Origin of the sequence: Massilia pinisoli, assembly GCF_024753285.1 — a bacterium.
Lineage (GTDB): Bacteria > Pseudomonadota > Gammaproteobacteria > Burkholderiales > Burkholderiaceae_D > Telluria > Telluria pinisoli.
Window position 1 is genome coordinate 241,342 of sequence record NZ_JANUGW010000005.1, and the last position, 23,765, is coordinate 265,106.

At 67.2% G+C, this 23,765-nt stretch carries 20 protein-coding genes; 15 read left to right on the forward strand and 5 right to left on the reverse strand.

All coding sequences use genetic code 11. The features are described from left to right. Positions 1–26: 26 nt before the first annotated feature. On the reverse strand, positions 27–2,882 hold the full coding sequence (locus NX784_RS09290) for a 2-oxoglutarate dehydrogenase E1 component (RefSeq protein WP_258816360.1): 2,856 nt from the start codon (positions 2,880–2,882) through the stop codon (positions 27–29). 309 nt (positions 2,883–3,191) lie between these two features. Beyond that, positions 3,192–4,634: a carboxylesterase/lipase family protein gene (locus NX784_RS09295; RefSeq protein WP_258816361.1), complete on the reverse strand. Its 1,443-nt coding sequence runs from the start codon at positions 4,632–4,634 to the stop codon at positions 3,192–3,194. Positions 4,635–4,819: 185 nt separating this feature from the next. On the opposite strand from NX784_RS09295, the gene NX784_RS09300 reads away from it, so the two are divergent. After that, positions 4,820–6,025: an SGNH/GDSL hydrolase family protein gene (locus tag NX784_RS09300; protein ID WP_258816362.1), complete on the forward strand. Its 1,206-nt coding sequence runs from the start codon at positions 4,820–4,822 to the stop codon at positions 6,023–6,025. 143 nt (positions 6,026–6,168) lie between these two features. Beyond that, positions 6,169–7,581, forward strand: coding sequence for an OmpP1/FadL family transporter (locus tag NX784_RS09305; RefSeq protein WP_258816363.1), 1,413 nt, complete (start codon positions 6,169–6,171; stop codon positions 7,579–7,581). A 131-nt stretch (positions 7,582–7,712) separates the two neighbouring features. Here NX784_RS09305 and NX784_RS09310 read toward each other — a convergent pair whose 3' ends face one another. Then, positions 7,713–9,152 carry a methyl-accepting chemotaxis protein gene (locus NX784_RS09310; protein WP_258816364.1) on the reverse strand — a complete coding sequence of 480 codons (1,440 nt, stop codon included), beginning with the start codon at positions 9,150–9,152 and terminating at the stop codon, positions 7,713–7,715. A 193-nt stretch (positions 9,153–9,345) separates the two neighbouring features. On the opposite strand from NX784_RS09310, the gene NX784_RS09315 reads away from it, so the two are divergent. The 10 genes from NX784_RS09315 (at position 9,346) to NX784_RS09360 (ending at position 16,541) form a co-directional block, all read left to right on the forward strand. Beyond that, a complete protein-coding gene (locus NX784_RS09315) occupies positions 9,346–10,881 on the forward strand; it encodes an ATP-binding protein (RefSeq protein ID WP_258816365.1) in 1,536 nt (511 codons plus the stop codon). Beyond that, on the forward strand, positions 10,878–11,564 hold the full coding sequence (locus NX784_RS09320; RefSeq protein WP_258816366.1) for a response regulator: 687 nt from the start codon (positions 10,878–10,880) through the stop codon (positions 11,562–11,564). The genes NX784_RS09315 and NX784_RS09320 overlap by 4 nt, the downstream gene beginning before the upstream one ends. An 88-nt stretch (positions 11,565–11,652) precedes the next feature. Further along, positions 11,653–12,114 carry a hypothetical protein gene (locus tag NX784_RS09325; protein ID WP_258816367.1) on the forward strand — a complete coding sequence of 154 codons (462 nt, stop codon included), beginning with the start codon at positions 11,653–11,655 and terminating at the stop codon, positions 12,112–12,114. A gap of 54 nt (positions 12,115–12,168) precedes the next feature. Next, positions 12,169–12,375 (forward strand): oxidoreductase-like domain-containing protein, encoded by a 207-nt coding sequence (locus NX784_RS09330; protein ID WP_258816368.1) that lies wholly within the window; start codon positions 12,169–12,171, stop codon positions 12,373–12,375. A 271-nt stretch (positions 12,376–12,646) separates the two neighbouring features. Further along, positions 12,647–13,312, forward strand: coding sequence for a thiol:disulfide interchange protein DsbA/DsbL (locus NX784_RS09335; RefSeq protein WP_258816369.1), 666 nt, complete (start codon positions 12,647–12,649; stop codon positions 13,310–13,312). A 209-nt stretch (positions 13,313–13,521) separates the two neighbouring features. After that, positions 13,522–13,980 carry a hypothetical protein gene (locus tag NX784_RS09340; RefSeq protein ID WP_258816370.1) on the forward strand — a complete coding sequence of 153 codons (459 nt, stop codon included), beginning with the start codon at positions 13,522–13,524 and terminating at the stop codon, positions 13,978–13,980. 142 nt (positions 13,981–14,122) lie between these two features. Beyond that, positions 14,123–14,551 carry a hypothetical protein gene (locus NX784_RS09345; protein WP_258816371.1) on the forward strand — a complete coding sequence of 143 codons (429 nt, stop codon included), beginning with the start codon at positions 14,123–14,125 and terminating at the stop codon, positions 14,549–14,551. Positions 14,552–14,644: 93 nt separating this feature from the next. Next, a complete protein-coding gene (locus NX784_RS09350) occupies positions 14,645–15,649 on the forward strand; it encodes a hypothetical protein (protein ID WP_258816372.1) in 1,005 nt (334 codons plus the stop codon). A gap of 17 nt (positions 15,650–15,666) precedes the next feature. After that, positions 15,667–15,993, forward strand: coding sequence for a DUF4349 domain-containing protein (locus tag NX784_RS09355; RefSeq protein ID WP_258816373.1), 327 nt, complete (start codon positions 15,667–15,669; stop codon positions 15,991–15,993). Between the two features lie 41 nt (positions 15,994–16,034). Then, a complete protein-coding gene (locus tag NX784_RS09360) occupies positions 16,035–16,541 on the forward strand; it encodes an arsinothricin resistance N-acetyltransferase ArsN1 family B (RefSeq protein ID WP_258816374.1) in 507 nt (168 codons plus the stop codon). A gap of 18 nt (positions 16,542–16,559) precedes the next feature. Here the strand turns inward: NX784_RS09360 and NX784_RS09365 are convergent, their stop codons facing one another. Then, a complete protein-coding gene (locus NX784_RS09365; protein ID WP_258816375.1) occupies positions 16,560–17,522 on the reverse strand; it encodes a hypothetical protein in 963 nt (320 codons plus the stop codon). Between the two features lie 55 nt (positions 17,523–17,577). Beyond that, on the reverse strand, positions 17,578–18,471 hold the full coding sequence (gene gluQRS / locus NX784_RS09370; protein ID WP_258816376.1) for a tRNA glutamyl-Q(34) synthetase GluQRS: 894 nt from the start codon (positions 18,469–18,471) through the stop codon (positions 17,578–17,580). 136 nt (positions 18,472–18,607) lie between these two features. On the opposite strand from gluQRS, the gene NX784_RS09375 reads away from it, so the two are divergent. From NX784_RS09375 to NX784_RS09385, 3 genes are read left to right on the forward strand one after another with little or no spacing between them, the layout of a single operon-like run. After that, complete coding sequence (locus NX784_RS09375; RefSeq protein ID WP_258816377.1) at positions 18,608–20,464, forward strand: IucA/IucC family protein; 1,857 nt, start codon at positions 18,608–18,610, stop codon at positions 20,462–20,464. Continuing rightward, positions 20,461–21,660, forward strand: a complete 1,200-nt coding sequence (locus NX784_RS09380) for an MFS transporter (RefSeq protein WP_258816378.1) — start codon at positions 20,461–20,463, stop codon at positions 21,658–21,660. The genes NX784_RS09375 and NX784_RS09380 overlap by 4 nt, the downstream gene beginning before the upstream one ends. Further along, positions 21,657–23,765, forward strand: coding sequence for a TonB-dependent receptor (locus tag NX784_RS09385; protein WP_258816379.1), 2,109 nt, complete (start codon positions 21,657–21,659; stop codon positions 23,763–23,765). The genes NX784_RS09380 and NX784_RS09385 overlap by 4 nt, the downstream gene beginning before the upstream one ends.

Below are 23,765 nucleotides of genomic sequence, written 5' to 3' on the forward strand. Positions count from 1 at the left end.
GTCGGCGCGGGGTCAATGAGCGCTGCTTATTTGGTCAGGACGAAACCCTTGAGTTTCGAGAACGCGGTTTCCAGCAGTTCCTTCTGCTGCGCCACGTGCTTGTCGGTGTAGCCGACGGCAGGCGACGCGGAAGCCGGACGGCCGGCATATGCCAGGCGCTGACCGGTTTCCATGCTTTCGAACACGTTGTGCTGGATCTGGAACCACGGACCCTGGTTCTGCGGCTCGTCCTGCGCCCATACCACTTCCGTCGCGTTCGGGAACTTCTTCAGTTCGGCCGAGAACGCCTTGTGCGGGAACGGATACAGCTGCTCGATACGGATGATGGCCGTGTCGGCCGTGCCGCGCGTCTTGCGTGCGTTGACGAGGTCGTAGTAGACCTTGCCCGAGCAGACGATCACGCGCTTGACCTTGTTGGCGTCGATCTTGTCGTCCAGTTCGCCGATGACGGTCTGGAAGCCGCCCTTGGCCAGGTCGGTCAGCGGCGAGCCGGCGTCCTTGTTACGCAGCAGCGACTTCGGCGTGAAGATGACGAGCGGCTTGCGGAACTGGCGCACCATCTGGCGACGCAGCAGGTGGAAGATCTGCGCGGCCGTCGTCGGCTGCACGACTTGCATGTTGTGGTCGGCGGACAGCTGCAGGAAGCGCTCGATGCGGGCCGACGAGTGCTCCGGACCCTGGCCTTCGTAGCCGTGCGGCAGCATCATGACGAGACCCGACGCGCGGCCCCACTTCACTTCGCCCGACGCGATGAACTGGTCGATCACGACCTGCGCACCGTTCACGAAGTCGCCGAACTGGCCTTCCCAGATCGTCAGCGTGTTCGGCTCGGCGGTCGAGTAGCCGTATTCGAAGCCCAGCACCGCTTCTTCCGACAGCACGGAGTCGATGACGGTGAAGTTGGCCTGGTTGTCCGACACGTTGGCCAGCGGGAGGTAGATGCCCTGGTCCCAGCGCTCGCGGTTCTGGTCGTGCAGCACGGCGTGGCGGTGCACGAACGTGCCGCGGCCGGCGTCCTGGCCCGACAGGCGCACGGCGTAGCCGGATGCCAGCAGCGACGCGTAGGCGAGATGTTCGCCCATGCCCCAGTCGAGGTTCACCTCGCCCTTGCCCATGTTGGCGCGGTCGGCCAGCACTTTCTCGACGAGCGAGTGCAGCTTGAAGTTTTCCGGCACGGTCGTGATGCGCTGGGCCAGGCGTTTCAGCTCGGTCAGCGGCACGGCGGTGTCGGCGGCGTCCGTCCACTTCTTGTTCAGGAACGGCGCCCAGTCGACGGCGTACTTGTTCTTGAAGTCGGTCAGGACCGGGTCGACCGTGTGCTTGCCGGCGTCCATCGCGGCGCGGTAGTCGGCCACGAGCTGGTCGCCACCGTCGGCGGCGATGGTGCCCTGTGCGGCCAGCTTGTCCGCGTACATCTTGCGGGTGCCCGGGTGCTTGGCGATCTTCTTGTACATCAGCGGCTGGGTCAGGGCCGGCGTGTCCTGCTCGTTGTGGCCCAGCTTGCGGTAGCAGATGATGTCGACGACGACGTCTTTATGGAACTCGGTGCGGTAGTCCATCGCGATCTGCGAGGCCAGCACGACGGCTTCCGGATCGTCCGCGTTCACGTGCAGCACAGGCGCCTCGATCATCTTGACGACGTCGGTGCAATACAGGGTCGAGCGCGCGTCGCGCGGGTCGGACGTCGTGAAGCCGATCTGGTTGTTGATGACCAGGTGGACCGTGCCGCCCGTGCCGTAGCCGCGGGTCTGCGCCAGGTTCAGCGTCTCCATGACGACGCCCTGGCCGGCGAAGGCCGCGTCGCCGTGCACGAGGATCGGCAGGACTTCCTTGCCCTTGCGGTCGCCGCGGCGCTCCATGCGCGCCTTGACCGAGCCTTCGACGACCGGGTTGACGATTTCCAGGTGCGACGGGTTGAACGCCAGCGACAGGTGGACGGGGCCGCCCGGGGTCGAGATGTCGCTCGAGAAGCCCTGGTGGTATTTCACGTCGCCCGACGGCAGGTCGTCGGCGTGCTTGCCTTCGAATTCCTCGAACAGCTCGGACGGGGCCTTGCCCAGCGTGTTGACCAGGACGTTCAGGCGGCCGCGGTGGGCCATGCCGATGACGATTTCCTGCACGCCCTGCTCGCCGGCGCGGCGGATCACTTCGTCCATCGAGGCGATGAACGATTCGCCGCCTTCCAGCGAGAAGCGCTTGGCGCCGACGTACTTGGTGTGGAGGTAGCGCTCCAGGCCTTCGGCCGCGGTCAGGCGCTCGAGGATGTGTTTTTTCTTTTCAGCGGTGAAGGTCGGGGTCGAGCGGATCGACTCGAGCTTCTCCTGCAGCCAGCGCTTCTCGGTCGGATCGCTGACGTACATGAATTCTGCGCCGATGGAACGGCAATAAGTGTCGCGCAACATGTTCAGCAGGTCGCGCAGCGAGGCGGTCTCCTGGCCGAAGTACGTGTTGCTGACGTTGAACTTGGTGTCCAGGTCGGCTTCGGTGAAACCGTAGAACGACGGTTCCAGTTCCGGGATCGGCGGACGCTCCTGGCGCTGCAGCGGGTCGAGGTTGGCCCAGCGCGAACCGAGGTAGCGGTAGGCGGCGATCAGTTGGGTCACGGCGACGCGCTTGCGGCCGAGCTCAGCGTCCGGCGACGCGGTCACGGTGCGGATCGGGCCCTGCTTGGCGCGTTCGGCGAACGAAGCGATCACGGACGAGTGATCCACGTCCGGCTTGGCGGTACCGTCGACGGCGGGCATGTGCTGCATCGCGTCGAAATAGGCGCGCCAGTTGTCCGGCACGGAACCCGGATTGTTCAGGTACGCTTCGTACAACTCTTCCACGTACGGCGCATTACCGCCGAACAGGTACGAGTTGGCGTTATATTGTTGCATCATTCTTGCTCACCTTTCTTCGCGTTTCGCGATTTTAGGGCGGGTTAATCTAACCTTCCGCGACACGGCCTGACCGGTTAGCGGATCGCACTTACTACATATCAAGTTGTGGGGGAAGGACTTTGCAGGCAAATCAATGCGGCCGACCTGCCCAATTGCGCACGGTATTGTAACGCAAGGAGTGCGAAGCGACAGGCCTCAGGCCGTGTTTTTCGGGGTTTCCAACGTTTTTATTCAATTTGTCAACAACAACGTGACGGGGCCGGACAGCCCCGCCGGATGGCGATCGTTATCGTTTGAACATCCCCGCCTTCAGCGCCCGGCGGCGGCCACCGTCGTCGCGTCGATCTCCGCGCCCCACGGGTCGCGCAGCGCGCCGGGCTTGCCGTCCGCGGCGAAATCCATGATGACATCCTTGTCGCCCGCATAGCGCGGCCATGCCGCCAGGCCGCCGCCGTTCGGATCGCCCTTCTTCGCGAAGTTCACGAGGTAGGCGCTCATCGTCCGGCCCATGGCGACGTCCTTCTTCGTGGCCTCGGCGCCGTACTTGACGTCCACCGTGGCGAAGAAATACGGGATGTCGCTGGCGTGCTGCGCGCCAGGCTTGCCGATGCTGTCGGCCACGTACGAGAAGCGGTAGGCGTACACGGGCACGCCCTGCGCGGCGAGGCGTCCGGCCAGGCTGCGCGCGCCCGCGACCATGAAACCGGTCTTGCCGCCGATGTCCGCGCTCGTCGCGCCGATCATCACGGGCACTTTGATGAACCGCCCGGACGCGAACGCGGCGCCCGAGTCGACGGCCACCTTGCCATCGGCGAACGGACCGAAATACGTGGCCGGGTCCTGCGGCGCGCGGTTGGCCAGGTTCATGCCGTCCACGACCTCGTCGGCCGGCAACGCGCGCAGCTTGTCGAGCGCGTGCGGGTCGTCCGCGGCGATGCCCTTCGCCGCCGCGAAGTTGGCGCCGATCCGTTCGACGGCCGCCAGGCCCGGGTCGGGCGACTTGCCGTCGCCGCCGGACAGCACGACGGCCTTCGCGAACAAGCCCTGCGCCTGCGGCGACGTGAGCAGCGCATTGACGGACATGCCGCCCGCCGATTCGCCGATGATCGTCACGTTGGCCGCATCGCCGCCGAACGCCGCCACGTTGCGCTTCACCCAGCGCAGGGCCGCCAGCTGGTCCATGTAACCGTAGTTTCCCAGTGGCTCGCCGGCGCCGTTTGCCTGTTGCGTCAACTGCGGATGCGCGAAGAAGCCGAAGCGGCCCAGGCGGTAATTGAAGCTGACCAGCACGACGCCCTGCTTTGCCAGCGCGGCACCCGCGTAGGTCGGCGGCGACGAACCGCCGTTGACGAAGCCGCCGCCGTAGATCCACACGATCACGGGCAGCTTCTGCGTCGCGCGCACGGCCGCCGGACGCCACACGTTCACGTACAGGCAGTCCTCGGCCGGCGGCGTGCCGAGTGGCGCCGCGTCGCTGGGGAAAGGCAGTTGCATGCAGTCGTTGCCGTATGCCTGCGCCTGGCGCACGCCGGACCACGCCGCGGCCGGCTGCGGCGCGCGCCAGCGCAGCGCGCCCACGGGCGGCGCGGCGAACGGGATGCCCTTCCAGCTGGCCACGCCGCCCGCGACGGCGCCCTGCACCTTGCCGGTGTCGATGGCGACGACGGGACCGCTGCCGGCGCTCGCCGGGGCCGCGGCGAACATGGGCGATAACGCTAACATCAACAGGGGCAGCGCACGTGGACTGGGCATGGAACGTCTCCTTTTTGGTGTGGGGATAGTGGCCGGGGATGAGGCAAACGCGTCCCGATGCTAAAGAGAGGATGGCAACCCGTCAATGGGCGTCCGCGCCGCGCCGGGCTAGCACATGTAATAGTTGATGCGGCGACAACAGAATGTGAGCATGCGGTACCTCGTTCACTCCGGTGTTTCCCGCCATGCTAAAACGCGTATTGACCGCCCTGCTGTTCCTCTCCTTCCTCGGTGCGGCCACCGCGGCGCCTCACGACGGCTGGCGCACGGCCTGGGCCACCGCGCCCGATTCCACCGGACCGGCGCTGGACGCGCAGACGCTGCGCCAGGTCGTCCGCACGGCAACGAGCGGCACGCGCGTGCGCATCCGCCTCTCGAACCTGTTCGGCACGCAGCCGCTGGTGATCGGCGCGGCGCACGTCGCCCTGTCCGCCGGCGGCGCGCGCGTGGCGCCCGGCAGCGACCGCGCGCTGACGTTCGGCGGCAAGGCCACCGTCACGATCGCGCCCGGCGCCAGCGCACTGAGCGACCCTGCCGCCCTGCCCGTCGGCGCGCTGCAGCCGCTCGCCGTCAGCCTGTACGTGCCGCGGAAGGTCGAGGTCTCGACGATCCACGGCTTCGCGCTGCAGACGGTGTACATGAAGGTGCCGGGCGACGCGACGGCCGCCGCCGACCTCCCCTCGGCCGCCACGGACGACAGCCGCTACTTCCTCAGCGACGTCGAGGTCGAGGGTCCGCGCCCGGCCCGCACCTTGGCGATCGTCGGCGACTCGATCGCGGACGGCGTCGGCGCGGGCACCGACCACGACGCGCGCTGGCCCGACGCACTGGCCGCCCGGCTGCAGCTCGATCCCGCACTCGCCGGCATCGGCATCGCCAACGGCGGCATCGCGGGGAACCGGATCCTGCACGACGGCGCCGACCCGTACATCGGCCCGAGCGCAGTCGCGCGGTTCGACCGCGACGGTCTCGACAAGCCTGGCGTGCGCTGGATTCTCGTGCACGCTGGCCTGAACGACTTCACGGCCACGAACCTGCTGACCGATCCGGCCCAGCACGTGACGGTCGAACAGCTCGAAGCCGGCCTGCGCGCGCTGGCGGCACGCGCGCACGCGCGCGGCGTGCGCATCTGGGCCGGCACCCTGATGCCACTGGCCGGCGCCAAGCGCTTTTATTCCGACGACGTCGAGCGCCAGCGCCAGGCCATCAACGCATGGATCCGCACATCCGCCGTGTTCGATGCCGTCATCGACTTCGACGCGGCCATGCGCGCCCCGTCCGACCCGACGCACCTGAACCCGGCGTACGACAGCGGCGACCACCTGCACCCGAACGAGGAAGGCTACCGCGTGATGGCGCACCAGATCGATCTGCGCCTGTTGCGCTCCTGAGCCGGCGCGTCCCGCCGCACGTGTCGGTGATACAACAGAAATAGAACGGTCGTGCCAAATAGTGTATGCTTCGGCACCCGCCGACCCCGGCCAGCTTCGGACCCGGGGGGCGGACCGAGAATCATTATTTGGAGCGAGACCTGATGAACAAGAAACACCTGACCCTGCTCGTCGCCCTGGCCTTCGGCACGTCGCTCGACGCGACCGCCTCCGGCTACCGCTTCGGCTCCCAGAGCGTGTCCGCACAGGGCACGGCGGAGGCCAACGGCGCGGAAGCAGCCGACGCATCCACCATCTTCGCCAACCCGGCCGGCCTGTCGCGCCTGGACGGCCGCCAGATCATGGGCGGCATCACGGCCGTCGTGCCGCATTCGACGTTCCAGGACGGCGGCTCGACCCGCTTCACCGGTACCTCCACGGGCGGCAAGACGTCGCAAGACTCCTACGCGCCGGGCGTCGTCGCCGGCCCGTCGCTGTACTACAGCCAGAAGATCGACGGCCAGTGGACGGCCGGCGTGGGCGTGTTCGTCCCGTACGGCACCAAGCTCGATTACGACAACAACTGGTCGGGCCGCTACTCGCTCACGAACATCAAGCTGGAATCCGTGAACATCAACCCGTCGGTGGCGTTCAAGCTCTCCGAGCAGCACAGCTTCGGCTTCGGCATCGACATCGAATACATGAAGGCGAGCCTGGGCCAGGCCGTGGACGTGCCGGGCTCCATCGCCGCCGCGAAGGTCGCGGGTGCAGGCGCCGCACTGGTCGGCCAGATCATGGCGCTGGGCGGCAACCCGGCCGCGCTGGCGACGGCGGGCGACGCGCACGCGGGCGTGGACGGCAAGGACTGGGGCTATGGCTTCAACGTGGGCTACCTGTACTCGCCCGACGCGAACACGCGCTTCGGCATCGCGTACCGCTCGTCGATCAAGCACGAGCTGAAAGGCGGCGCCGTGTGGGACTTCTCGACGGTCACGAGTGACGCCGTCGTCAACAAGGTGCTGCAAGGCGCCTCGCACCACGCCAACTCGGCGTCGCGCGTGGACGTGAGCACGCCCGAGACGCTGTCGATCAACGCGTTCCATCAGTTCGATCCGAAATGGGCGGGCATGGCCGACGTGACGTGGACGCGCAACTCGCGCCTGCAGGACATCAACATCCAGTTCGTCGGCGCCGGCGTGGGCGACCTCGTCATCCGCCAGCAGTGGAAGAACACCGTGCGCGTGGCGCTCGGCGCGAACTACCAGCTGAACGACACGACCGTGCTGCGCGCGGGCATCGCCCACGACGACGCACCGATCCAGGGCGACACGCTGCGCCACGCCGCGCTGCCGGACGCCGACCGCCTGCAACTGTCGTTCGGCGCGAACTGGAAGCTGACCCCGGCCTCGTCACTGGATCTCGCCTACAGCTGGCTGCACTTCAACGACGCGAGCGGCAACTACACGAACAACTGCAACCCGACGATGACGACTTGCACCGGTAACGGCGAGACGACGCGCGGGACGTGGAAGACGCGTATGCAGTTGATTGGCTTGGCGTACAACTACAAGTTCTGATGTAACGCCCGCACCCGATCGTTGAACGCGTGGATGGCCAAGCCGTCCACCCTACCCGCGCCATGCCCGTAAGGTGGACGGGTCCCCCGTCCACGCGTCCAACTCCGGTTGAATCTACGGCGCGCCCGGGGTTACAACTTCGACGAATCGAACCCGACGCGCACCGCGCCCCAATGCCGGCCACCGATCTCGAGCGGCATCGACAGGTCGTTGATCACCTCCCCGGTATCGCGCAGATAGGTCTGGAACAGGAACGGCTTCCGGTTCGCGGCCAGCTTCGCGCCGACCGGGTCGTCGAAGATGCGCTTGTTGCGGCAATAGACGAGATCGTGCTCGCGGCGCCCCGTCGGCGCCTGCGAGAACTTGCTGTTGTGGGTCGGCGCATAGCCGCGCGTGTCGACGGCCAGCGCGTACGCGCAACCCGGCAGGTCTTTCAGCACGCGGTCGTACAGCGCCTGCAGGTCGCTCTCCACGGCGCGGTCATAGCCCGTCGTGAAGCGCGGCGGGTCGGACCCCTCGATGCGCCGGTATGCCTGGTCGAAGATGTCGACGCCGCGCGCCAGATGCCCGTCGAGACAGCGGCTGACGGCGCCGCGCAGCTGCGTCGTCGCCTCCACGAGGCCGTCGAACGGCGTGCCGCCCGTGCGGAACTCGGCCAGCACGCCCTGCATTTCCTCGGTCGTCGCGCGCACCTCGTCGACGCGGCGCGATGCGTCGGCCATCGCCTTGCCCGTCTCGGACGCATTCGCCGCCATGTCGCCCACCTGGCGGCCGATGGATTGGCTGATGCTGTCCAGCGATTGCATCGCCACGGCCATCTCGTTGACGGTGCCCGTCATGCGCTCGAAGTCGGCGACGAAGGTCTTGAAGTGGCCGGCCGCCTGCCCGACCTCGCGCGCGGAGACGTTCACGCCTTCGAGGATGGCGTGGGTGGCGCCCGTCGTCGACTCCACCAGCGCGAGCATCTCGCTGTTGACACCAGCGATCTTCGACGTCTCTTCGTTCACCAGTTGCGACAGCCGGCGCACTTCGGCCGCCACGACGGCGAACCCGCGGCCCGCCGTGCCCGCGCGCGCCGCCTCGATCGCCGCGTTGATGGCCAGGAGGTTCGTCTGGTTGGCGATGCGCTGGATGATGCCGCCGAATTCGCTGATCGAGCGCGCGTGGTGGTCCAGCTGCCCGACGGTGCGCGCGAAGCCATCCACTTTTTCCTCGATGGCGCGCATGCGCGCTTCCAGGCGCTGCAATTCGTCCATCGACGCGCGCGCGACGGCAAGGTTGCGGTCCGCCGTGCCCGCGATCTCGTCCGTGCCTGCCTTGACGTTGGCCGACAGCGTCGTCACCTCGCGCGCCGACGCGGCCAGCTCGCGCGACGCCTCGTACTGGGCCTTTGCCTTGTCCAGCGACTGGTCGACTTCCTTGCGCAGGCGCGCCGCGTTGATCGCCGTGCGGATGCTGCCGTCGCGCGCATTCAGCACGAGGCTGCGCACCCGTGCCGTCATGCCCGACCTGCCCGTGGGCGCGAATGCCGAGGCGGACGGTACGAACGTCGCCCTCAACCAATTCAACATGCTTGTCTCCCGGTTTTACCTTATTAGTTCGACCAACGACTTAATTCGTGGAAAATATAACTGCATTTTGGACACATATCATCATTCGGCAAAATCAATACCCTGTCCAGCCATTTCCCGTAGGCAGCGCTACCACGTCGTATTTACCACACGAAATATCCTAGAATGACATGACGACTGTCAATCTGCTCTCATGAAACTCTCGATCGGCCACCGCCTGTTCGCATCCGTCCTGCTCGCGATCCTCGCCGTGGCAGCCGCCGCCGTGTTCCTGCTGCGCCAGAACGTGCTGGCCGGCTTCGGCGAGTATGCTGTCGGCATCGAACTGGACCGACTGGAAGACCTGTCCAACGCGCTCGCGCGCCAATACCGCGCCCGCGGCGGCTGGGAGTTCATCCCGGACGACGCCCGCGCCGACTGGATCGCGCAGGAGCTCGCGCGCCTGCAGCGCCAGCGCGCGGACGGGGTCCCGGCGTCGCCCGTCCCCCTCGCGTCGGCCGCTCCGCCCGCGCCACCGGCCCCGCCCGCGCCACCTGCGCCGCCCGCACCGCCGCCGTTGCCGCCGCTGCCCGGTCCGGACGTCGCCGCGGCGCCGCCCACGCCCCCCGAGCCCGACGTCGATCCCGCCCCGCTGCCGCTGGCGCGCCGCATTTCGCTGCTCGACGCGCACGGCGTCTGGCTTGCCGGCCGCCGTCCCGGCCCGGACGCCGTGCTGGCCCGGCGCGCGCTCGACGTCGGTGGCCGCACGGTCGGCTATCTTGCCGTCGCCCGCAGTGCCCGGCCGAGCGACGCGCTGGCCTACGCGTTCCTGCGCCAGCTCACCAGCAGCCTGTGGCAGATCGTGGCGCTTGCCGTGCTGCTCAGCGCCGTCGCCGCCGTGCTGCTGGCGCGCCACTTCCGCAGCCCGATCCGGCAACTGGCCGCGGGCAGCCGCGCGTTGGCCGAAGACCGGTTCGACCTGCGCCTGGACGCCGGCCGCAGCGACGAACTGGGCGACCTCGCGCGCCACTTCAACGCGCTGGCGGGCCGCCTGGCCGGCGCGGAAGCGGCGCGCCGCCAATGGGTCGCGGACACGTCGCACGAACTGCGCACGCCGCTCGCGGTGTTGCGCGCCCAGTTGGAAGCGCTGCAGGACGGCGTGCGCAGCGCCACGCCGGACACGCTCGACGCGATGCTGCGCCAGGTACTCGCGCTGAACAAGCTGATCGACGAGCTGTACGTGCTGGCCCGCGCCGACGTCGGCGCGCTCGATTGCAAGCCCGTACCGGTCGACCTGTGGACGCTCGCCCGCGCCGAGGCGCAAGGTTTCGCGGAACGGTTCGCGCAGGCCGGCCTGGTGCTCGACATCGGCGACGCGCCCGCGGCAGCCTCGGTGCGCGCGGATCCCGATCGCATGCGGCAAGTGCTCGACAACCTGCTCGAAAACAGCCTGCGCTACACGGCGCCCGGCGGCCGCGTGTGCCTGCACGCGCACGCGGACGGCGATCGCCTCCTCGTACACCTGGACGACGGCGCGCCGGGCGTGCCGGACGCCGCGCTCGCGCACCTGGGCGAACGCTTCTACCGCGTCGACGCATCGCGCAGCCGCGCGCACGGCGGCGCCGGGCTCGGACTCGCGCTGAGCCGCCGCCTGCTGGAAGCGCAAGGCGGCACGCTCGCCTTCGCGCACGCGCCGCAGGGCGGCCTGCGCGCCACGATCGCGCTGCCGCTGGAAGGAGACGCGACATGAGCGCACGCATCGCCATCGTCGAGGACGAACCGGAACTGGCCGCGCTCGTGGCCGACTACGCGCGCGCGGCCGGCTACACGGCCGACGTGCACGGCGACGGTGCCGCCGCGCTGGCCGCGCTGCGCCAGCACCCGCCCGCGCTCGTCGTGCTCGACCTGATGCTGCCGGGCCTCGACGGCCTGTCGCTGTGCCGCGCGTTGCGCGCCGATGCCGACCCTGTGCTGGCCGCGCTGCCCATCGTGATGGTGACGGCGCGCGTGGAAGAAATCGACCGCCTGCTGGGGCTCGACGCGGGCGCGGACGACTACCTGTGCAAGCCCTTCAGCCCGCGCGAACTCATCGCGCGCGTCAAGGCGATCCTGCGCCGCGCGGGCCAAGCCGCCCCGCAAGTGCCTGCCGTCGCGATCGACGCGGCCGCGCGCCGCATCGCCGTCCACGGCAAGCCGCTCGACCTGACGCCGACGGAATACGGCATCCTGGCCGCGCTGGCGCGCCGTCCCGGCCAGGTGTTCTCGCGCGCGCAGCTGCTCGACCTCGCGCGCGAGGGCAACGCGAGCCTCGACGTGACGGACCGCGCCATCGACAGCCACGTCAAGAACCTCCGGCGCAAGCTCGATGCCGTGCTGCCGGGTGTCGAGGCGATCCACGCGATCTACGGCCTCGGCTACCGCTTCGACCTCTGACGCGCGGCCTTCATTTTTTCTCCACAATCGGGATGCACGATGCACGCATGGCCCGCCGCGTGGCGCGGGCCGCGACGAGGAGAACGACATGAAGACTGCCATTTTCGGCATCCTGCTGGGTGCCGCCGTGGCGCCCGCGCTGGCGCAGACGACGACGGACGACCACGACCGCGACGCGCGCGTGCAGGTGCGCATCCACTGCGAGAAGTACACGGACAAGTGCCCGCCGCCGCCCGCCCCGCCGGCACCACCGGCCCCACCCGCACCGCCGGCACCTCCCGCGCCGCCCCCGATGGACAGCGCCGAGGCAGGCGTGCCGCCCGCGCTGCCTGCCCTCCCCGCCATGCCCGCCATGCCGGCAGTGCCCGCGCCGCCTCCGCCACCGAAACTGCCGCCGATCCCGGCCGGAGCGCACGCGGCGTGCGCGAGCAAGCCGGCCGGCAGCGCCCTCACGTGGCGCCTGGGCGAAGGGGAAGTCATGGAAGGTGTCTGCGCGAAGGAGCACGGCAAGATGGTGTTCGTGCTGCGCAGCTATGAACTGAACGGCTGACCGCCGGGACGGGCGCGCCTCGACTTTCGCGGCGCGAATGGGTATGCTGCGCGCATGTCCGATCCCGTACCATCCACCACACCCGACCCCGACCCGCGCCCGCTGCCGCCCATCGAACCGGCGCTCGAGGATTGCTGCGGCTCCGGCTGCCCGAACTGCATCTTCGACGTCTATCAGATGCTGCTGGAGAATTACAAGCAGGCGCTGGCCGGGTGGGAAGCCAGGCATCCGGACCAGGCCGGCACACCAGCCGATCAATAAAATCAGTAGGGTGGGCGGGGAGGTAATGCCGGGGGCATTGCCTCCGCCCACCAACCGTATGCGTCGCGATCATGCATGGCGGGCACAGGGCGCCCACCCTACTGGGATAAGCTCCATGCCTCTGCCGTCTCATCGAAGTGGTTCTCTCCGGCCCAGTGACTATTAGATAGTTTCCCGGCCGAATCAAAGTGATAACATCTACGCTGGCCTCGGACCATTTGCCAGCGCATGGTTCGATCTCGATGTTTTCATCACCCACTTCTGATCCGCCATGCGTCTACCGTTTTTCGCCCTGGTCGCGGCCTTGCTGTGCGCCAGCGCCGCCATCGCATCTCCGACTGCGCCTCAACAAGGCGTCATCGAGTACATTACGCTGAATACGCCGCAACCGGTGCAGACCGCCGGGAAAAAAGTCGAGGTCATCGAATTCTTCATGTACCACTGCCCCCATTGCAACGCGTTCGAGCCGGACCTCGAACGGTGGGTGAAACAGCAGGGTAACAAGATCAAGTTCCGCAGAGTGCATTACCCGTACAGCGGCCCGAACGATCCGGAAGCGCGTTTATTCCTCACGCTGGAGGCGCTCGGTAAATCGGAAGAGATGCAGCCGAAAGTTTTCAAGGCATTCCACGTCGATCGGCTGCGCCTCAACAAGGATGACGCGATCATCGACTGGGTGAGCAAGAACGGCATCGACCGCGCCAAATTCCTCGACGCCTGGAACTCGTTCGGCGTTCAAACCAAGCTGCGCCGTCTTCCGCAAACCGTCGCCGAATACAAAGTGGAATCCGTCCCGACCGTCGTCATCGACGGGAAATACCAGACCAGCCCGGCGATGGCGCAAGCCGCAGTGCGGGCGACGAGCGAACCGCAGGTTCTTGGCGCGACGTTGCAGATCATGGATGCGCTGGTGGCGAAGGCAGCTGCCGCCAAGTAGTGGGGCTGCTGATGTGCAGTCTTCTGGAACAACCAAAAACTTGCCCTTCCATTCATTGATATAGCGTCCAAATGACAAGAATAACTCGACTTTTAGGTTTCATCACTGTCGCCACCCTGCTCGCCGCATGCGTCACACCGATACCAATCGACAACCTCACATACAAGGGCACGGCGAGCGTCAGGACTGACAAGACCGCCAGAATCGTCATGACTTCCAGCGGACTGGGAGATAGCAACAGCACGTACCTGATGCCTGCGGGCGGGACCTTTATTGCGATGACGAAGAATTCGGGGCAATCGCCCTTCGACGTCAAGGATCAGCAGGAGTTTTCGCAATCGCTGCGCAAGGAGCTCGTACGGTTAGGCGTCGTCAAGTCGGCGACGACTGACGCCGACGAAAGGACCGACATCGTTGCCGCGGTTAACATCGACCGCGCGGTGCTGAAGAGTGACTTCGTGGAATACACGTTGGATATCACGATGTCGATCACCGGCGGGAAACAGCCGTTCCGCCAGCACTACCACATCGTATCGTCGGAGAAAGATTCGCTCTGGACAAAGATGAACACGAACGGCGCCGAAGCGAGGGAAAAGCTTGCCCAGCTCATGCTCGAACGCTTGATCCCTGATATTGAAGCCTACGCATCTGCGATGACACCGCAATAAGTGGAGTTTGTTTTACTCGATTAATGTGGAGCTGCGACTTGACTCACATTTCATTTCCACCGGTTCCAGCAGTCGCAGCTGAGCGCCCTCTATTCACTAATCGCATTTATTTACATATGAGTTCAGCCACCCGATGAGTCCAATGCCTATTGCTACTCTTAGCAAGTTCTGCGCCGGTATCGCCATGGCTTGCGTACTGCTTACCGGCCATGCACAAGTCTCCGGAACGCGTTGGCAACTGCGCGTCATGGACTCGAAACATCAGTTGAAGGCCGAAGGCACGGTTCGGCTTACGGAGGAACCCGAAACCAGGTCCTGCATGGCAGGTCATTGGAAGATCGCTGTCGTTGAGGCAACGACTGTGAACGATCAAAAATTCTTCCCATTGACGGAACCGCTCGCGTACGAAATCGAAAACGGCAACATCACGATCGGTCGGACGAGAATATGTGATGACTATGCGTTCTTGAGCGGCAAGCTTGACGATGACACCATTTTTGGTACCTATCGCGCGTTTGGTCTCGGGTTTAGTGAGGAGATGGGAGATTTTCGGTTAACGAAAATTCACTAGCAACAACGGGCGTGCACTGCGCTTTGACGGGGCTGGTGATATGACGACTTACCAAATGACATCCAATCTACAAGCAATGGGACTGGCCAGCGAATGATGATCGTCCCAAGTTTTTGGGCCGAAGCGAGGGCTCAATATCGCCGTAAAGGGAAGCAGATCACAATCAGGCGTTTCGGCTGGTCTGACGCAAGTATGGAGGACGCGCAAGGCAACGCGCAAGCGCGCGTCGACGAAGCGCTTGCACGCGCTATCTCAGGCGAAACGCTACCTCGACGCGAGCGCAAAGTTCCGTACAACGGTGGCAACGGACTTCCGATCCGGGAGGAAGTCATCGCCCGCTTCGACGAAACCGTCATCACCCGCAATTCGTACGGTGCGCGGTGCCTGAATACGCCAGGAGTGCTATTTGCCGATATCGATTTCCCTGACGCTCCTAGCCCACGCATGGTGCGGGCCACCGCGCTGTTCCTGCTCGCAGTCGATGCAGGTGCAATGTTTCTGTTAGCGGCGCCCGGCCAGAACCGCGGTATGTTCTGGATAACGGGTGTGATTGGCGCGCTGCTGATTCTTTTGCTTGCTTCCCCCATGGCGAACCTCATCCGGCGAATGATGGTCTGGGTCGCAGGCGGACCAGAGACAATCGCACGCGCGAATGTTCAGCGCTTCATGAGTAAACGTTCCGACTGGTTTGTCCATGTCTATCGGACGCCGGCCGGGTTGCGCCTGCTCGCAACGCATCGCCTGTTTGATCCGCGGGAAGCCGAGGTGGCCGAATGCTTCCGCGAACTGGGTACGGATCCTGTGTACGTGGCCATGTGTTTGAACCAGCACTGCTTCAGGGCACGCGTGTCCGCGAAACCATGGCGCATCGGCATTGAGGACAGGCTCACGCCGCGGCCAGGGGTCTGGCCGGTTTCGTCCGAGCGGCTACCGCAGCGCCGCGCGTGGCTCGAACGCTACGACCGTAGGGCCGCTGGGTTTGCCGCGTGCCAATTTATCGAGTCGATCGGCAGTGGCGTCAGCGCACCCGCCGCGCGCGCAGTGCAAGAGCTGCACGATCAATTTTGCCAAGCCCGCTCTAACCTGCCGATTGCCTGAGCAGGTCGAGTCCTCCTTTGATCAAGCTGCACCGCGCACTGGCCGAGGTGCAGAGCGAGATCGACAACGCGGCCACGGCGCAGGCGCAGCTGCGCCGGCGCGTGGACACCGAACTGCTGACGGTCGAGATACGCGAACATGCGACGGCCAGCCAGGCCAGCGGAATCAAGCGGGCCGTCGACGATTTCGGCGACGACTTCCTGCATGGCGTGGCGATGCTCATCACCTTCGTCGCATCGACGATTCCCTTTGCCGTGGCAGGCATCTGCGGCTATCTTGTGTGGCGCCGCGTGCGCGTGCGCGCGGGCCGGCGCCGCGCCAAGCCCGTGCCGGATCGACGCTGATCGCAACGCCCCGACAGACACGCCCCTCCACGACGATACATATGTCCACCACTCACATCCGCCCCGCCACGCCCGCCGACGCCGCCCGTATCTGCGCCATCTACAACCACTACGTCACGACGACGACGGTAAGCTTCGAGGAACAAGCGGTGAGCGAGCCCGAGATGGCGCAACGCATCGCCGACGTCGGCGCCGCCGGCCTGCCGTGGCTCGTGGTGGAAGTCGACGGCGCGCTCGCCGGCTACGCGTACGCCACCAAGTGGCGCGTGCGGCCGGCGTATCGCTATTCCGTCGAAAGCTCGGTCTACCTCGACCAGGCCTACGCCGGCCGCGGCCTGGGGCGGACGCTGTACGGCGCCCTGCTCGACCGGCTGCGCGAACGCGACCTGCACATCGTCATCGGCGGCATCGCGCTGCCGAACGACGCCAGCGCCGGGCTGCACGAAGCGCTCGGCTTCCGCAAGGTCGCGCATTTTTCCGAAGTCGGCAAGAAGTTCGGGCGCTGGCTCGACGTGGGATACTGGGAACTCAAGCTCGGCCAGCACTAAGCCGACGGCGGCGGCGTCTCAGAACACCACGCCTGCCCCCAGCAGGAACACGTCCGAATCGCGGTGATAGTCCGTGATCACACGGTTCCACGTCAGCTGCGCGCGCCACGTGTCGTTGATGCGGTAGCGCATGCCGATCGACGCCAGTCCGGCCAGGCGCGTCACGCGCTCGGCTTCCGCGTCGGTTCGATCGAGCTGGTCGCGCACGCCGTAGGCACCGAAGCCCAGCTCCAGCACGGTGCGGTCCGTGAACGGGCGCAGCAGCCACACCTGGCTCGAGACACCGATGCGTTCTGCCACACCGACCTTGCCCTCGTCCATCAGGATCACGCTCCACTCCGTATTCGGATTGATCGTGTCCCGGTATTCGATGCCATATGACGTCGCCTTTTCCGACTTGAAGCTGTTCACGATGGAGCGGCCGGCCAGCGCGAACACCATGCGGTCGCCGCGGTTCGCGTTCTCGCGGCGCTCCCAGTTCGGTACCGTGCCCAGCTCGTAGCCCATCCCTACCATCAGCTCCGTCGTGTCGCGGTCGCGCAGGCCGCTCGTGTGCGACAGGCGCGCTTCGACGTAGGCGCGCGAATGCAGGTGATAGATGGCGTTGACGCTCGCCAGCTCGCCCCAGCCATGCTCGTTGCGGTAGTCGCTCAGCGAGCCGTTGCCGGTCGTCGTGTCGAAATAATAGTAGGGCCCGACGCCGGCGCCGAACGACCAGCCGCGCTCCGGCACCCGCGTGTGCAGCCACACCTGCGCGCCGAGGCCGTCCCGGTGGTGCAGCCGCGGGTGGCCTTCGTTCAGGTAGTCGGCGCTCAGTGCGAGCCACGGCGTCACGCGCTGCGTGTAGCCGACGTTGACGGCGAACGAGGCGTCGCCGTGGTCTTTGTCGACGCGCATCGCGCCGGCCAGCAGGGACGCGTCCTGTGCGCAGCACACGCCGGTGGCGGATGTCAAAAGCAAAACGGCAAGGAAGGAGCGCATGGTCGTGTCCTCTTGTTTTTTGCTGAGTATGCCAAGCTTTCCGATTCTGCGGCGCCTACAACGCGACCGATGCCTTCCACGCCGTCACCGCGAGCCGCCAGAATTCCGCCAGCGAGCCCGCCGGCGGCACGTCCAGCCTGAGAAACCCCGCCGCGTCGCGCAGCGCGGCCACGGCGCCCGCCTCGTCCCCCGGGCGCACCGCGAGCGCGCCCGTCTGCTTCGACAGCTTCTCGCCGGCCGCGTTGCGCACGACCGGCACGTGCAGATAGCGCGGCGTGGGCACGCCCAACAGGCGCTGCAGGAAGATCTGGCGCGGCGTCGAGTCGAGCAGGTCGGCACCCCGCACGACCTCCGTCACGCCCTGCTCCGCATCGTCGACGACGACCGCCAGCTGGTACGCCCAATAGCCGTCGGCCCGCTTCAGCACGAAGTCGCCCGATTCGCTCGCGAGCCGCTGGGTGACGGTGCCCGCCATGCGGTCGTGGAACGTGATGACGTCCTCGCCCGCGTCGGGCACGCGCAGGCGCAGGCTGCGCGGGCTGCGGCCCGGCGTGAGGCCGTGGCGGCACGTGCCCGGGTAGATCGCAGCGCCGTCGGGCGCGAATCCAAGCCGCGAATCGGCGATCTCGCGGCGGTTGCAGCCGCACGGGTACACGTGGCCAGCCAGGCGATCGTAGGCGGCCGCGTACAAATGCTTGCGACGGCTCTGCCACACGACGTCGCGGTCGGACGTCATGCCGAGGCGCTGCAGCAGATCGAGGATCTCCTCGGCGGCGCCGGGCACGCTGCGGCCTTCGTCGATGTCTTCGATGCGGATGAGCCACGTGCCGTCGTGGGCGCGCGCATCGAGGTAGCTGGCCAGCGCGGCGACCAGCGAGCCGCCGTGCAGCGGGCCCGTCGGAGAAGGCGCGAAGCGGCCGACGTAGCCAGGGGTGGATGGGGTGCTCATGGACGGACTGCGAATGTCGAAGGCGCAACCTTAGCATACCCCGCCCCACGCAGATTTTTGACGCGCAGTTGAGAATCGTATTGAGAATGATTCGCGTTTACGTTATGCTTCGTTTCCGTTATTGACGAGGCAAGACATGAACGCGATACCGAAACCGCTGGATTCCCACGATGCCCTGCTCGACGCCGTCTCCGCGGAGCGGGCCTGGTCCGACGCGCGCAAGCGCAGCCTGCAGCGCACGCTGCAGGCACTGTTCCGCGAACGCCTGCTGAACCGCGATCAACTGATCACGGAAGGCGCCGTGTCGTGGCTGCCGCTATGGTCGCAGCAGGGCATGCTGCGCTTCGAAGGTTTGCACTTCGGCCGCATCGGCGATTGCCGGCTCGCGGGCGGCGTGTCGTACTACGCGACGGGAGAGCGGCCGCAGCCGGTATCGCATGCCTGCGCGCTGCTGGCTTGCCTGGTGCCGTCGCTGCCGGACGGGAAACGCGGCGCGGACCTGCAGCGGCTCGTGCACGAACTCGACAACAGCCTCGAGAACGACGTCCTGTGCCTGAGCTACCGCCGGACGTGGGCGCGCGCGTTGCGTGCCCAATTCGGCGCGGCCGGCGAGCACTTCATCGCGGCGCTGCGCCATGGCGGCCACGCGAATCCGGCGCTGCTGCTGGAACAGTGGGGCACGCTGGGCCACCCGTGGCATCCGACGTTCAAGACGAAGCTCGGACTGTCCCCGGACGAGGTGCTCGCGCTGTCGCCGGAATTCCAGCCCACGTTGCAGGTGCCCCTGGCCGCGCTGCGCGCCACCAAGGCCCGCGTGACATTCGCGGACGGCGCCGGCGATTACGTCGCCTGGTTTGCGCGCCACTTCCCGGACGGCCTGCGTCGCTGGCAGGACGCGCTCGAACGACAGGGCGAGAACCCGGCCGAATGGCTGCCCCTACCCGCCCATCCATTCCAGGCGCGCCGCGTGCTGCCGGAAAAATTCGCGGCCGAGATCGCGCGCGGCGACCTGCTGCTGCCGGACGGCGCCACCCTCGACGCGACGCCCACGATGTCGTTCCGTACCGTCGTCCCGGGCGGCTCGGCGTCGCTGCCGCATCTGAAGCTGCCCGTGTCGCTGCGGCTGACGAGTGTCCAGCGCACGGTGTCGCCGAAGTCCGCCGTGATGGGCCCGCGCATCACGCGCCTGCTCGCCACGGTCCTCGACCTCGAGGACGGCTTCGGCGGCACGCTCGACGTCGTGCGCGAGGAAGTCGGCCTGCACTACATCGACCCGCAAGGCGATGACGACCGCGCGCGCCATCTCGCGATCCTGTACCGCGACAATCCGATGGCCAAGGCCGGCCACGCACGGTTCCCCATGCCGGTCGGCGCCCTGTTCGCGGAATCGCCATTCAGCGGCCGGCCGCTCGCGACGGAGCTCGTCGCGCTGGCCTACGGCGACCATGCCGACGGCGCCGTCGCCTATTTCGAACAGCATGCGCGCACGGTGCTGACGGCGCTGCTGTCCGCCTACCTCGTGTACGGCATCGCGTTCGAGGCGCACCAGCAGAACAGCTTCATCGTGGTGGACGCCGGCTATGCGCCCATGCAGCTGCTGGCGCGCGACTTCGGCGACCTGCGCATCCACGGCCCGACGCTGGCTGGCGCCGGCCTCGCGATCGAACCTTACCGCGCCGGCTTCACCGTGTACGACGACGACGCGCCCGTGCGCGACAAGCTGCTGCACGCCGTGCTGCTGTGCCACCTCGCGGAACTGGCGCTGCTGCTGGCGCGCGCGTACGGCCATCCCGAGCACTATTTCTGGGACGTGCTGCGGCGTGAAATCGACGGCGTCTTCTCGGCACTTCGTCCACGTGTCGACGCCCGCCGCTGGCATGCCGAACGCGCGGCCTTGCTGGAACACGACTGGCCCGCGAAAGCGTTCCTGCGCATGCGCCTGTCCGACACGCAGGACGACGTGCACGGCACCATGGCCAACCCACTCGCATGACGACGACGCGCTGGCTGTTCGCGCTGCAGCTCGTGGCGATGGGTGCCATGGAGATGAGCGGCCCGTTCTGGCCCCTGCACCTGCGCCACCTGGGCGGCCTGTCGCCGGCGACGCTGGCGTGGGTCAGCGCCGTCGCGTACGCGGGCCCCATGTTCATGGCGATGTGCACGACGCCATGGTGGGGCCGCCTGGGCGACCGCACCGGCCACAAGCCGATGCTGCTGCGCGCCCTGTTCGCGCTAGCCGCTACGCAATGGTGGATCGCCGCGACGGACAGCGTGGCCGTCGTGCTGGCCGTGCGCCTGCTGCAGGGCGCCCTCGCCGGCTTCATCGCGGCCGCCCAGGCCTACGGCGCCCGGCTCGTCGCGCGCGACGCACGCGGCGCGCTGATGGCGCAGCTGCAGGCCGCGACCGCGATCGGCTCCGTCGCCGGTCCCGTGCTCGGCGGCTGGCTGTTCGATGCGTGGGGCTTCACGAGCGTGAACGTGTGGGCGGGCGCCGCCTGTCTGCTGTGCTTCGTGCTGGCAGCGCTCGTCCTGCCGCCAGCCGCGCCGCTGGCCGTCGTCGCTCCGACCGGGGCGCGTGTGCGGCCCGTGGGGCTGCACGGCACGGTGCTCGGCCTGCTGCTCGGCATCGTCCTGGTCCAGGCCGGGAAGATGATGCCGCAGACGTTCTTCGGCCTGTACGCCGCCGAGGTCCTGCACGTATCGAACCGTGTGACGGGCCTGTGCTACGCCGGCACCGCGCTGGGCCTGTGCGCGGCCGCGCCGTTCTGGGCGCGCCGCTTCGCGCGCCTGCCGCATGCGCGCGTGCTGGCGCAGGTCGAGTGGATTTGCTGGGCGTGCGTCGCCATCGTCGCGGTGCAGGCCCTCGCCACGAACGTCGTCCTGTTCGTGGCCGCGCGCGTGCTGTGGGGCGTGTGCCTCGCCGCGCTGCTGCCCGTCTTTTATGGCCTGCTGTCGCGCGAAGCGCCGGACGACGAGCAAGGCCGCGTGCTCGGCGCCGGCAATGCGGCCGCGAAGGCCGGTGCGCTGCTCGGCGCCGGCGCGGGCGGACTCGCGCTGGCCTGGGTGCCGCTGGCCGCCATGTTCTGGACCGTCGCGCTGCTGTATGCGCTCGCGGCCGTCGGCCTGCGCGTCATCCGCACCCACTCGAATTTTTTCCAACAACTCCAAACACCAACAGGGATTTCATGAATCACGCACTTCGTCCTTTACCGTACCTCGTCGCCCTCGCCTGCAGCGTCGCCGCGCAGGCCCATGCCGAAGAACCCGCGATGCCGGAGGTGATCGTCAGGGACAAGAAAATCGACACCCGCTCGTACGACGTCACGGACAGCACGACGGCCACCAAGATCAACGTGCCGCTGCGCGACATCCCGCAGACCGTCTACGTGGTGCCGGCCGTCGTCCTGCACGACCAGAACGCGCTGTCGCTGCAGGACGCGCTGCAGAACGTGCCGGGCCTGTCGTTTTCCGTCGGCGACGGCCAGCGCGACCAGGTGACGATCCGCGGCTTCACCGCCATCAGCGACCAGTTCGTGGACGGCGTGCGCGACGACGCAATGTACTTCCGCGACCTCTCGAATATCGAGCGCGTCGAAGTGCTGAAAGGCCCGGCGTCCGTGCTGTACGGCCGCGGCTCGGCCGGGGGTCTCGTCAACCGCGTCACGAAGAAGCCGCTGGCCGACCCGCTGCTCGAAGCGGGCATCATGCTCGGCTCGCGCGGCCAGCGCCGCGGCGAGTTCGACGTCGGCACGGCAAGCAGCGACAAGGACGCGCTGTTCCGCCTGACGGGCGCCGTCGAGGACTCGACCGGATTCCGCGACCGCTACTTCCTGCGCCGCCAGGCCTTCGCGCCGTCGGGCACGTTCAAGCTTTCCGAGGCGACGACCCTGACCTTGCAGGCCGACTACCTGCACGACAAGCGCCTCGCGGACCAGGGTGTGCCGAGCTACCACGGCCGCCCCGTCGACGTCCCGATCGACACGTATTTCGGCGCCGCGAACGGCACCGAGCGCGCGTTCGTGCAAAGCGACGTGAAAAGCGCGACGGTCACCCTCGACCACGCGTTCTCGCCCGACCTGAAACTGCACACGGTGCTGCGCGCCTACGACTTCGCGCTCGACCGCAACTACACGTCGATCGGCACCATCAAGGACGGCGCGAATCCCACGGTCTCCATCGGCCAGACACACCGCCTGCGCGACGAGGACGGCCGCTACCTGCAGAACGAGTTGTCGCAGACCGTGGACTGGGGCGCGACGAACCACAAGCTGCTGTACGGCCTGGAGCTCGGCCGCCAGAACAAGCGCGAGGTACTGCGTTCGAAGAACAACGTGGCGACCTATGATCTGTTCCACCCCGTGCTCGTCGACCTGCCCGTGCTGCCGGATACCGTCACGCCGAGCGCCGACAACCAGAACCGCGTCGACATCGCCGGCGTGTACGTGCAGGACCTCGTGGCGCTCACGCCCGAGTGGAAGGTGCTGGCCGGCGTGCGCTACGACCGCCTGAAGCAGGACCGCGACGATCGCACGGCGAAGAACCTCGACCTGCACCGCGTCGACGACACGTGGTCGCCGCGGCTCGGCGCCGTGTACCAGCCGACGAACCGCGTGGCCGTGTACGCGTCGTGGAACCGGTCGTTCCAGCCCATCTCCGATTCGTTCACGTTCCGCGCCAACAGCGACACCTTGAAGCCCACGCAGACCGTCAACAAGGAAGCGGGCGTGAAGCTCGACCTGTCGGCGCGTTCGAGCCTGACGGCCGCGCTGTTCGACATGACGCAGTCGAACATCCAGGTCGCCGATCCGACCAATACGAATTTCTCGCTTCCGGTCGGCCGCCAGCGCACGCGCGGCCTCGAAGTGAGCTTCTCGGGCGAGCTCGCCCCCGGCTGGGACGCGATCGCCGGCTATGCGAACATGCGCGGCACGATCGAGGATTCGACGGAGCTGACGTCCGCCGGCAAGCCGTTCGAGGGCAACACGGCCGCGCTGACGCCGCGCCACACGTTCAACGCGTGGATCAAGCATCGCCTGGACGGCGGGTTCTACGTCGCGGGCGGCACGCGCGCGGAATCGGCCCGCTACGCGTCGCCGGACGACCTGACCACCTTGCCTGGCTATGGCGTGCTGCAGCTGGGCGTCGGTTACGAAGGCCGCAACGTCGACGTGACGGTCACCGTGCGCAACGTCGCGAACCGGACGTATTTCGTCTCCGCGCACAGCGGCGCCAACGACTACAACATGCCGGGCGAACCGCGCACGGTGCTGGTCAGCGCGCGCTACCGCTTCTGA